The organism is Bartonella clarridgeiae ATCC 51734 (genome assembly GCF_000518185.1).
Lineage (GTDB): Bacteria > Pseudomonadota > Alphaproteobacteria > Rhizobiales > Rhizobiaceae > Bartonella > Bartonella clarridgeiae.
This window is the reverse complement of record NZ_JADC01000011.1, coordinates 98,437-110,702: the sequence shown is the minus strand read 5'-3', so window position 1 is coordinate 110,702 and position 12,266 is coordinate 98,437. Positions and strand designations below refer to the sequence as shown.

Here is a 12,266-nt window from a genome sequence, read left to right as displayed (position 1 = left end):
AAAATAAGGCTCTTGTTATTTAAAAAGTTAAATTAAGTCTGATTACAAAAATGATTGGTTAAAGAATGTTTTTAGCAAAAACATGTCTTGATAAAAAGCAAAGAAACAATAAACTGAAAATTGCCGTCGTTTTGCATCGTCAATCTTCACAGACTGGTCTTTTAGGGCAATTTTTACAAAGAAATGGTTTTTCTCTTGATTTTTATTACCCTATTTTAGGGCAAAAACTTCCCAAAACATTAAAACATCATGCCGGCGTTGTGATTTTAGGTGGCCCGATGAGTGTGAATGATAAAGATGTATATATTAATGAGGAAATTGATTGGATTTCATTGTCTTTGAAAGACAATAAACCTTTTTTAGGGATTTGCCTTGGAGCACAGATGCTCGCAAAAAATTTGGGTGGATGTGTTGCTGCAAAAAGTGATGAAAGTGTAGAAATCGGTTGGTATCCGTTGGAAGGAACTGTGCGAGGAAAGGCACTTATGAGCTGGCCAGGAATGGTCTATCATTTACATAATGAAGGTATCTACGATTTGCCCAAAGAAGCTGTTCTTTTGGCAACAGGCCAAACGTATCCCACACAGGCTTTTCGTTATGGTAAAAATGCATGGGGTTTACAATTTCATCCTGAATTAACGCGTACAATGATACAAGATTGGCTAATACACTCAGCTCAAGAATTAACTAAAAAAGGTGCTCAGTCTGCTTCCGCACATTTAAAAGGTTATTCACTCTATGGTCAAGTTTTGTGTGAATGGTTTGACAATACATTACAACAAATTTTTGGTGTTTCCACTACTTGTAATATGGGAATTGAGAACTGTACTGATTCTGAAAATTATTCTTAAAAATAAGAATTTTCATTTAATAAGTTATGTTTAACAATGTGATATCAAAAAATCCAAAAAAGCATAATCATTTTTCTGGAGGAAAAGAGAGCAATGAAGAATGAAATTTGCAAGCTCCTTGTTTTACTTATTCCGCGTTATTAGCATGGTTTGATATTGGTTTTAGCATAAGTAAGATAATATCAGTAATCCTCATTCTTTATTTTGGATTCTCTTCTCTCAAAAGCAGACAACGTCACATTTATCTTATTTCCTCGCAGATTATGTGCGAAGAGATAAATAAGATTTTTTTTAAAGTTGGTTTGTTAGTGCTTTAAGTTTGGAAAGCAGTATTTTTGAGTTGGGCAATCATGCTTGCTGTAAAAGTAAAGCGGGAAACATTGAGATCACCTTCAATCAATGTATTAACGCGGTTGATGATATTGTGAATTTGATCTTCATCAGATTTTATCCAAGCTTCTAGAGGATCATTTTTTTTACTATAATTTTTTAAGATTTTTATAACAATTTGTCGCAAGCTTTCAGCAATATTTTCTTTAGCTTCACTTAAGGCCATACCATCATAATAATCAAGAATAGGAACTGCCTGGCTTGCTTCAGTAATACGATTTATACGAATAATCTGAGCAAGTGAGAAATAGATTTTTGCGGTTTTCATAAGGTCGCTTTTACTTTGTTCTGCAATCAAAGAAATATCACAGATCATTGGGGCAATTTCTAAAAGAGCTAATTGTGTTGCTAAAGCTTTTGGTGCTCCTTCTTCATTGTATTGCGTTGCTTTTTCGTCAATTTTTTGACTAATATCTTGATTGTTGGCATGCATAAGGTTTTTTTCAATCAGGCTACGAGCTTTTTTAATTGTTTGCACAAGTTCCTCTAGTGGCGCTGAGAAATCCATATTGCGCAAGCCCCAATTGGTTGCTTCAAAAAGCATTGAAGTGATTGCTGCATAGAATTTATTTTGATTCAATCCCGGTATTTTATTATCAAGATTATCAATTTGGCTAGAAAGCTGAGGAATTTCAAAACTATCTCGAATGACGATGAAAACACGAATGATGTTTTCAGTTTTTTGACCTGTTATATCTTGCAAGTGATTAACAAAAGTAGGTCCACCGCGGTTTACAATATCATTAGCAATGAGGGTTGCAATAATATCACGACGTAATTGGTGTTCAATGATTTCCTTTTTAAAGTTTTGTTGAAGTTGGGTTGGAAAATAATTCAACAAGGTTGTATCGAAATAACGATTATCAACAATGGGATTATTAGCAATTTCTTCCTGCAGAGTTAATTTAGCATAAGCTAAAATAACTGCGAGTTCTTGGCGTATAAGTCCTTGATTTTGGCTAATTCTTTGCCGCAAAATTTGCTCATTAGGGAGAGCTTCAACTCTGCGATCTAGAAGTTTTTTCTGTTCTAAATCATGCATAAAACGTATTTGATAAGGCAAATCAATGATACTTCGGCTTTCAGCTAGGGAAAGTGAAAGGGTCTGCAAATAATTATTACGCAAGACTAATTGTTCAACTTGTGGGGTCATTTTTTTCAACAACTTATTACGGGCTTCACGAGTAAGTTTTTTTGCCTGTAGAGCTGAGGCAAGAACAATTTTGATATTGACTTCAAGATCAGAACAATTAACACCTGCGGAATTGTCAATGGCATCGGTATTGCATCGCCCGCCGTTTAAGACATATTCAATTCGACCGCGTTGCGTAAGACCGAGGTTGGCTCCTTCACCAATAACTTTGGCTCGCACTTGTTCGCCAGTAATGCGAATAGAATCGTTTGTGCGATCGCCCACTTGAGTATCGGTTTCCGTTGTTGCGCGAATATAGGTTCCAATGCCGCCAAACCATAAAAGATCTACAGGGGCTTTTAAAATGGCCGTAATAATTTCAAAGGGCGTTCCTGTTTGTTTTTCAAAGCCAATAGCTTTTGCTGCTTCAGGAGAAAGAGTAATAGTTTTGGTTGTTCGTGAGAAAATACCACCACCTTTTGAGAGTTTTGTTTGATCATAATCTTGCCAACTTGAACGGGGAAGTTGGAAGAGGCGCATACGCTCTGCATAACTTGCTGCTATATTTGGTTCCGGATCGATAAAAATATCGCGATGGTCAAAGGCAGCGATAAGCTTTGTTTGTTGAGAAAGTAACATTCCATTCCCAAAAACATCGCCCGACATATCACCAACTCCAATACAGGTAAAAGGTGTTGTTTGGATATCGTGATTAAATGATTCTCGAAAATGTCTTTTTACAGCTTCCCATACACCTTTAGCTGTAATACCAATAGCTTTATGGTCATATCCTGCTGATCCTCCGGAAGCAAAAGCGTCATCAAGCCAAAAATTATTTGTTTGGCTAATAGCGTTGGCCGTATCAGAAAAGGTCGCAGTACCTTTATCTGCAGCAACAACAAAATAAGGATCATCGCCATCATGACAAATTACATTTTGAGGCGGGTATATTTTACCATCGATTAGGTTATCAGTAATAGAAAGGAGTGCTGCAATATAGTTTGTGTAAGCTTGTCGTGCAGCTTCTGTTACAATGGCACGATCATTGGTTTGAGGAAGACGATGAGGAAAAAATCCACCTTTTGCACCCACAGGGACAATAACGGCGTTTTTGACTTGTTGAGCTTTAACGAGGTCTAATATTTCAGTACGGTAATCCAATGCACGGTCGGACCAACGAATACCACCACGCGCAATAGGACCAAAACGTAAATGGACACCTTCAACTTCAGGTCCATAAACAAAAATTTCTCGATAAGGACGGGGTTCAGGTAAGCCTTCAATTTGGCGTGGATTTAATTTGGTTGCTATGATACGCCGTGGTTTGCCGTCAGGAAGAGGGGAATAGGCATTTGTTCGTAAGCTTGCAACAATGAGATTACGGTAACGACGCAAAATAAGATCATCATCTAAACTTGGCACTTTCTGCAATTTTTCTTCAATACGTTGCTGAATGATTTGTTCATTGTTGAGTCGTTCTTTTTCTTTATGGCTCTGATGGAATTTCAAATGAAATAAAGCATAAAGATCTTGAGTAATATCAGGATAGGCATTTAAAGTTTGAGCAACGCGTTTTTGTGAATAAGGAATTCCAGTTTGTTGGAGATAGCGCCCATAATGACGCAAGATAACAATTTCACGCCAATCGAGTTGAGCTGTTTGTGTTAAGGCATTAAAGGCATCATTGTCAGCATTTTGTTCCCAAACGGCTTCAAATGTTTCAGCATGTTTTTGTGCATTTTTATCGAGATCAATATCAAGTTGGAAGGCACTTTCCAATTGCATATCGTGAAGATATACAGAACGTCCATAGCCGTCTGGGAGTTCTAATGTTTGTTCAGCAATAACACGAAAGCCCATATTTTCAAGAAGTGGTACACGTTTGGAAAGGGCAAGCGCCTCATTGCGATGAAAGAGTCTCAGAGAAATATTTTGTTTTTCTTTATTGTGGGGGCGGTAAAAAGTAACGAAAAGAGGTTTTTCGTTATTAAGACTTAAAATATGGTCAGCATCTTTAATTGCATCTTCAGCTGAAAATAAATCACGATAGCTATTGGGGAATTGACTGGCTAGAAGTACTTGTTGATCTGTTGCTTTATGAATAAGAGCTACGGTTTGAATACTATCTTCCCAATTTCGTGTTATAGAGCGAACATGATGTTCAAGTGTAGTTCGCTCAATCACAGGAGCACTGTGACTTCCTTTGCGATGGATAATGTAATGGACACGGATAAGCGTACTTTCTAAGAAGAGTGGATAAGATTCAAAAAAATCACTTTTATAGGTCTCAACAAAGTATGTTCCAATTTTTTCGCGGATATTACTACTATATTGGTTACGTGGTACATAGACAAGAATGGAAACAAAACGCCCAAAAGGATCAGTGTGAGCGAGTACCCGTAATCGCGGACGTTCATCCAATTGCATGATAAGTTCGGCATTTTTTGTCAATGTATCAACATCAGAGCGAAACATTTCATCTCTTGGATAGGTTTCTAAGACACTCATCAGCGCTTTTCCAGAATAGTCAGCCGGATTATATCCAAGGCGTTGAATAATAATTTCAGCTTTTTCTTTTAAAAAAGGAATTTGCAGAATAGAGTGTGTATAGGCAGAGGATGTAAACAACCCAACAATACGTAATTCTCCACATAGATACCCTTCTTTATCAAACATCTTAATACCGATATAATCTAACCAAACAGGACGGTGGATTTTTGAGCGGCTATTAGCTTTTGTAACAATAAGCAGATTATTGCTTTCCATAAAAGATAAGACTTCTTTAGGACGTTCTTCTACGCTTGTATCACCAATAATGCGAATAGAAGCATCAGTAAGAATACCTAGTTCAATACTACCGGCTTTAAAGGCTTTTTTTGACTCTTGGCTTTCAGTAAAGTCATAGGTACGCATTCCAAGAAAGATGAAATTATTGTTCATAAGCCATTCGAGAAATTCAATGGCTTTTACACCTTCATTTTGGTAGCTTGATGGAAGATTTGTTTGATAGGTATGAATATGCTTCTTGACTTCTTCAAGCATGGGTTTCCAGTCTTGTACAGCAGCATTGACTTGTTCAAGGACCAAAGTAAGCTCATCTTTAAGCTTTTTAGTTTGTTCTTGGTTTAATGCTTCAATGTGGATTTGCATCAAGCTGATGCGTTGTCCCGAGGTGCATTCAAGAATAGGGTGAGCGATCAGATAAATGTGATTTATTTGTTGTTTAAAGACATGCAAAACAGAATCAAGAAGAAAAGGTTTGTTATCATTAACCAGTGTAATAACGGTTATAGGTTTATCATTGCGCGTTAAAGCGTGTTCAAAGCAAATTGTACTTTTACCTGTTTGGTGGGATTCAAATGCTTCGAGAGCTACATTTGTAGCTTTTTGAAGCTCATCCTTTTTATATAAAGCAATATCTTCTTTATCGGTATGAGCAAAAAGAATTTGTTCTATTTTATTTTGAGTACTCGTTATATCTAATGCTGTTTGTGTTGACACAATCATCCTCCCTTTATTTATTGTGGCAACCTTTTCTTTACGTTAAGAACAGGTCTTTATTCGATTTTTTTACACTGTAACATCTTCCCTTTGAAGTGAATAGTTATTTATTGCAGATAATAATAAAATTATTGTTCCACTTCGTAAAAAGTGTTTCTTAAAAATAGTTTTATTGTTTTAAGAAAGTATATTATGTGGTTGATAAGAATATTTTCATTAATTTTATTTTTTCTGGGTAAGAGCATATTTTTGAAGTGTACAGTGAAAGTAAATATATGGCACGTTTACCGGAAAAACTTTTAAGAGGTTATCAATCCTTTATAACGAATCATTTTGTTCATAAATTAGAACGTTATTGGCAATTGGCGAATGAAGGACAGAAACCTGAAACTTTAGTGATTGCGTGCTGTGATTCGCGTGCGATACCAGAAATTATTTTTGATGCAAGCCCAGGTGAAATTTTTGTGTTGCGTAATGTAGCCAATTTAGTTCCTCCTTTTTCTCCTGATCATCAATATCATGCAACATCAGCTGCTATAGAATTTGCGGTTCAATTGCTTGAAGTTAAGCATGTTGTTATTTTGGGTCATGCGCACTGCGGGGGGATTAGTAAGGTCCTTAATGGAACATGCAAATCCTTATTATCAGATGATTTTATTGGTCGATGGATGAGTCTTTTGGCTCCTGCTAGGGAAGCAGTAATCAACAATAAATTGATAACTCTCTTAGAAAAACAGACTGCATTGGAACGCCTTTCTATTCGTTATTCACTGAAGAATTTGGAAACATTTCCGTGGTTAAAGGCACGTAAAGATCAAGGATTTTTGACAGTACACGGTGCTTGGTTTGATATTGCAAGCGGTGAATTATGGAGTATGGAACAAGAAACGGGTGATTTTGTGCGTGTTGAAAGTGGAGCTTCTGCGCAGACATAAGTGATTTTTATTTTAGGTTTCATCTAAAAAGGCACTGTGTGATATATCTTGACAAAGAAGGGTTTTTGTTGTTTGAAGAAAATAGCATTCAATGACAATGATTAATTTGGAGCCACCGCCTGGGACCCTTATTGAGGTGTAAAAGATCCCAGAGGTCAACATCCGACAACGCGTTGCGTCCTCGGGTGGCATGTTGATTTGTTTGTTATGGAGCAATTGAGGTAAATAATGTTTGAATCTTTGCAAGAACGTCTTGGTTCCATTCTATCTAATTTGACGGGACGTGGTGTTTTATCAGATCAGGATATAACAACAGCGCTGCGTGAAATTCGCCGTGCCTTGTTGGAAGCTGATGTTGCTTTAGATGTTGTTCGTTCTTTTACCGATAAAGTTCGTGAAAAAGCTGTTGGGGCTGCAATAGTTAAATCAATTAAACCTGGTCAAATGGTTGTAAAGATTGTTCATGATGAACTGGTTCATATGCTTGGGAGCGAGAGTGTTTTAAGTGATCTCAATGCGCCGGCACCGGTTGTTATTATGCTGGTTGGTTTACAAGGATCGGGGAAAACAACAACAACAGCAAAGCTTGCAAAGCGTTTAACAGATAAGCACAATAAAAAAGTCTTAATGGCATCGTTGGATACACGTCGTCCTGCGGCGCAAGAGCAACTCCGTCAATTAGGGAAGCAGGTGCAAATTGACAGTTTACCGATTATTCCTGATCAATCTGCTGTCGATATTTCTACACGGGCATTGCAGGCTGCTAGATTAGGGGGCTATGATGTTGTGCTTCTTGATACAGCAGGGCGTAACCATATTGATGAAGCACTTATGCTTGAATTAATAGAAATCAAAGCATCTTCACAACCTTATGAAATTATGTTGGTGGCTGATAGTCTTACTGGTCAAGATGCGGTTAATCTTGCACGTTCTTTTAATGAGCGTATAGGGATTACAGGGATTATTTTAACACGTATGGAAAGTGATGGCCGCGGTGGGGCTGCTCTTTCAATGCGTGCAGTGACGGGTAAGCCGATTAAAGCAATTGGAACCGGTGAAAAAATGGATGCTTTAGAAGAGTTTCATCCCCGTCGTATTGCAGATCGTATTCTCGGTATGGGTGATATTGTTTCTTTGGTTGAAAAGGCTGCTGAAACAATTGATCGTGAAAAAGTAGCAGCTTTTGCGAAAAAAATGCAGGCTGGAAAATTTGATCTCAATGATCTGGCAGAACAATTGCATAAAATGAAAAAACTTGGTGGAATGGGAAGCATTATGGGTATGATGCCAGGTTTGAGCAAGGTGAAAGATCAAATTACAGCTGCAGGTTTTGATGATCGTCTTTTAAATCGGCAATTAGCGATTATTTCATCGATGACCCATGCAGAGCGTGCCAATCCTGAGATTTTAAAACATAGCCGTAAACAGAGAATTGCTAAGGGATCGGGGACAAGTGCAGCAGATATCAATAAGCTTTTAAAAATGCACCGCCAAATGGCTGATATGATGAAAGCTATGCGAGGCAAAAATAAAGGTGGTCTTATGGGAAAAATGCTAGGGGGCCTTGGTTCCAAAATGGGATTTGGTGGTATGGGGGCTCCTGGTGTTATGCCTGATTTATCGGAGTTTGATTCAATTCAATTATCAAAACTGCAAAAGCAGGTTGAAAAGGATCATTTAGGGAGTGGGCTACCCGGACTTCCAGGGCGTGGATTAACGCTTCCTGGTCTTTTCAATGGTCTTTCAGAGGGAAAGGAGAAAATTCCTCCTTTTTCTAAGAAGAAATAAAAAGACAAGAAGAGAGCGAAGTGTAATGCAGGGAAAAGCACCCAATGATTTAAGGTATTTGCGGGCATCTATTGGTAATTTTGATGCAGTGCTGGTTCATATTTTAGCAGAAAGGTTTCATTGTACGCAAGCAATGGGAGTTTTAAAAGCACGTTATGATTTGCCTGCAGAGAATCGTACCCGCGAGCAATGTCAGGTGGCACATTTGTGGCAATTAGCTCTAGACAGTCATCTTGATCAGGATTTTGCTAGGAAATTTTACAGTTCATTACTCAAGAAGTGATTGATAATCACAAAATGATTTCTGAAGAGAATAAAGAAACAAATTAGTTTAAACGACAAGTCAAAGATGACAACAGGAGAAAAATATGGCATTGAAAATTCGTTTGTCCCGTGGCGGTTCAAAAAAACGTCCTTATTATCATATCGTCGTTGCGGATGTGCGGAGTCCACGCGATGGGCGTTTTCTTGAACGTGTTGGTGCATGGGATCCAATGTTACCTAAAGATGGGAAACGTGTGAAACTTAATGAAGAGCGTATCCAATATTGGCTTGGTCAAGGTGCTCAACCGACAGATCGTGTTTTACGATTTTTAGATGCTGCTGGGTTAAAAAAGCGTCCAGCACGTAACAATCCTCATAAAGGTGAGCCTGGTAAAAAAGCACAAGAACGTATAGCTGCAGCAAAACAAGCTGCTGAAGAAAAAGCGGCAGAAACAACTTCAAAAGAAGAAGCATAATTATTGTTAAGCAAACCAACAGTTTGAGTCTTAAAAGCTTATGCAAAGTGAGATTTCACTGTTGGTTTTGTTTTTAAAAAGTTTGTTTCCTTTAGAAGGTGGTTTGGATTTTTAAAGTCAATGGAGGCTTTAAAAGTCAACTGCGCGACCTTTCACTTCCCAATCTCCATAGCGCACGGGATCTTTACCACCGCGTCCGCCGTTTTCTAATGGCTGATTTTCATTTGTTGCATGTTTGCGCCTTTCTTCAGCTTCTTGGAGCGCGCGTTGTGCTTCAGGGGGAAGCCGTGTGTGATCGGGGATGGCGGTATCTTGTGTGCTCATTTTTTTGTTCATTTTATACCTCAATTTCATTGAAGAAATAACACGAGAACCCCATCATATAGAAATAATTATATTTTATCATGGAGTTTTTAATCATGAATAGAATGCGCACAGCGATGCTTTTGGCTTTTATGACGGCTCTTTTTATGGGGCTTGGTTATCTCATTGGAGGAGGCAATGGTATGCTTATTGCGCTTTTAATGGCAGGTGGCTTAAATTTTTTTTCTTATTGGAATTCAGATAAAATAGTTTTGCGTATATATGGAGCACGTGAGGTTGATCAGCGTTCTATGCCAGTTTATTATAATTATTATAATATTGTGAGTAAGTTAGCACAAAAAGCCTCTCTTCCTCAACCAAAGGTTTATATTATTGATAATGCGCAGCCGAATGCTTTCGCTACAGGGCGTAATCCGCAAAATGCTGCTGTTGCTGCTAGTACAGGGTTATTGGAAAAGTTAAGTGCAGAAGAAATTTCTGGAGTTATGGCTCATGAATTAGCACATATTGAGCATCGTGATACATTGACAATGACTCTTACAGCAACAATTGCAGGGGCTATTTCAATGCTTGGTAATTTTGCTTTATTGATCGGAGAAAAACGCAATTCTTCAAGGTTTTCTCAAGGTAAAGGGGCATTTGTTGGGATTATTGCTATGTTGGTAGCACCTTTTGCAGCTATGTTGGTGCAAATGGCTATTAGCCGTACACGTGAATATGCTGCTGATCGGAGGGGTGCTGAGATATGTGGTAATCCCTTATGGTTAGCTTCGGCTTTGAGAAAGATTGCAGGGGGTGGACATGCGGTCTATAATGAAGAGGCAGAACATCATCCAACAACGGCCCATATGTTTATTATTAATCCTTTGAGTGGTGAAGGTGCGGATAGCTTTTTTTCTACGCACCCAGCGACGGCAAATCGTATTGCAGCATTGCAACAGCAAGCAGTAGAAATGAATATATCAACAATCGATCAAGGAATAATCAAGCACTATGAGGAGAATAAACTAAAAGGAGAAAATAGCATCTTAGACTACGAAAATCTAAGTTTTAAGGATAAGAATAGCACGTTAAGCTATCAAGAAACAAATGTTTTGCCACGGGTGAAAAATCGTCCTGCTTGGCTTCGTCGTAAAAATCCAAAGAAATTTTAATCATAAAATTTAAAAAAACAGACTATAGTAAGGGCACTATTTTGAAAGATAAGAAAGCGGGGCATATGTTTGAGATAGATGTGCCTGGGTTGGTTGTTCGACAAGTTTGCGTTCGTTTGTTAGGTGCGGTGCTTGATAAGCATACGCCTCTTTCTGGTTTGACAGATAATGAGTATGGTCATCCACAATATTTGGGACTTTCATATCGTGATCGTTTATTGTGTCGAGCTATTTTGGGAGCAGCATTACGTCACCGAAGTCAGATTACAGTGGCTTTATCACGCTTTTTAACGCGTCCTTTGCCATCACAAGCGTTTTCATTGCACCACCTTTTACATATCAGTATAACTCAAATTCTTTATCTTGATGTTCCCGATCATGCGGCGATTGATTTAGCGGTACGAGTGGCAAAGATTGATCCGCGTATGCGGCGTTTCTCGGGGTTAGTGAATGCTATTTTACGCAATTTTGCACGTGAGGCGGCTATTTTGCGGGTGCAAACACCTACAATTAAAGCTATTCCAACTTGGTTCGAGCGACTTTTAGTATCAACATATGGAGCAGAGAAAGCTGATCAAATTGTAGCAATTCAAAGTATAATACCCCCTCTTGATTTGACGGTGAAATCCGATAGCGCTGGTTGGGCAAAGCAATTGGGAGGAATTGTTTTGCCTAATGGTTCAGTTCGGCTTGTTTCTTCGGCTTATTCTATCACTGATTTGCCGGGCTATGCAGAAGGAGCTTGGTGGGTTCAAGATGTTGCGGCGGCTTTACCTGCTTGTTTGCTGGGAAATATTCATGGCAAGAAGGTAGCGGATCTTTGCGCAAGTCCTGGGGGTAAAACAGCGCAATTGGTTTTGCAGGGAGCAGATGTAACAGCTATCGATATTTCGGCCAATCGATTAAAGCGTTTAAAGGAAAATATGGATCGACTCAACTTCTCAGTACGCTATTGGCTTGGTGATGTAAGACAATTTCACCCTGATCAGCTTTTTGATGCTGTTCTTCTTGATGCACCTTGTTCTTCTACCGGGACAATACGTCGTCATCCAGATATTTTATGGATAAAGACAATGGACGATGTCACCAAATTAGCAGAGATGCAATATGATTTGCTTTTAGCAGCAATTGCTTTATTGAAAAAAAATGGACGCATTATTTTTTCTAATTGTTCATTGGCAAGAGAAGAGGGTGAAGACCTTGTTGAGAAAATTTTATCAACGCGTCATGATATTGTTTTAGAGCCTATTTTAGCAGAGGAAATGGGTGCTATGGCGCATTTGTTATCAATAAAAGGTTTTTTGCGTACAATACCTTCTGATTTTTGTGATGAAAATTTTAATACGGAAGAAAAATTGTTCTTAGGAATGGATGGTTTTTTTGCAGCACGCTTCCGAAAGGTAAGTTAATTAACGTTTCATTTACTCAAATAGTTGAAGTTGTGTTAGATA

Annotated in this window: 9 protein-coding genes; 7 read left to right on the top strand and 2 right to left on the bottom strand. The window is 38.3% G+C overall.

Features of this window, described 5'->3' with window-relative positions; translation table 11 throughout:
- Window positions 1–65 precede the first annotated feature (65 nt).
- Window positions 66–851 (top strand): glutamine amidotransferase, encoded by a 786-nt coding sequence (locus T420_RS0104105; RefSeq protein ID WP_013545611.1) that lies wholly within the window; start codon window positions 66–68, stop codon window positions 849–851.
- A 313-nt stretch (window positions 852–1,164) separates the two neighbouring features.
- Here T420_RS0104105 and T420_RS0104100 read toward each other — a convergent pair whose 3' ends face one another.
- Complete coding sequence (locus tag T420_RS0104100; protein ID WP_035450926.1) at window positions 1,165–5,880, bottom strand: NAD-glutamate dehydrogenase; 4,716 nt, start codon at window positions 5,878–5,880, stop codon at window positions 1,165–1,167.
- Between the two features lie 269 nt (window positions 5,881–6,149).
- Here T420_RS0104100 and T420_RS0104095 point away from each other — a divergent pair, with 269 nt between their 5' ends.
- From T420_RS0104095 to rpsP, 4 genes are all read left to right on the top strand, one after another.
- Window positions 6,150–6,809: a carbonic anhydrase gene (locus tag T420_RS0104095; protein ID WP_013545609.1), complete on the top strand. Its 660-nt coding sequence runs from the start codon at window positions 6,150–6,152 to the stop codon at window positions 6,807–6,809.
- Between the two features lie 228 nt (window positions 6,810–7,037).
- Window positions 7,038–8,597 (top strand): signal recognition particle protein, encoded by a 1,560-nt coding sequence (gene ffh / locus T420_RS0104090; protein ID WP_013545608.1) that lies wholly within the window; start codon window positions 7,038–7,040, stop codon window positions 8,595–8,597.
- Between the two features lie 25 nt (window positions 8,598–8,622).
- Window positions 8,623–8,880 (top strand): chorismate mutase, encoded by a 258-nt coding sequence (locus tag T420_RS07520; RefSeq protein WP_013545607.1) that lies wholly within the window; start codon window positions 8,623–8,625, stop codon window positions 8,878–8,880.
- 85 nt (window positions 8,881–8,965) lie between these two features.
- Window positions 8,966–9,337: a 30S ribosomal protein S16 gene (rpsP, locus tag T420_RS0104080; RefSeq protein ID WP_013545606.1), complete on the top strand. Its 372-nt coding sequence runs from the start codon at window positions 8,966–8,968 to the stop codon at window positions 9,335–9,337.
- A gap of 129 nt (window positions 9,338–9,466) precedes the next feature.
- Here rpsP and T420_RS0104075 read toward each other — a convergent pair whose 3' ends face one another.
- Window positions 9,467–9,673, bottom strand: a complete 207-nt coding sequence (locus T420_RS0104075; protein WP_013545605.1) for a DUF1674 domain-containing protein — start codon at window positions 9,671–9,673, stop codon at window positions 9,467–9,469.
- 83 nt (window positions 9,674–9,756) lie between these two features.
- Here T420_RS0104075 and htpX point away from each other — a divergent pair, with 83 nt between their 5' ends.
- Complete coding sequence (gene htpX / locus T420_RS0104070; protein WP_013545604.1) at window positions 9,757–10,815, top strand: zinc metalloprotease HtpX; 1,059 nt, start codon at window positions 9,757–9,759, stop codon at window positions 10,813–10,815.
- 41 nt (window positions 10,816–10,856) lie between these two features.
- Window positions 10,857–12,224, top strand: a complete 1,368-nt coding sequence (locus tag T420_RS0104065) for an RsmB/NOP family class I SAM-dependent RNA methyltransferase (protein WP_013545603.1) — start codon at window positions 10,857–10,859, stop codon at window positions 12,222–12,224.
- Window positions 12,225–12,266: the final 42 nt, after the last annotated feature.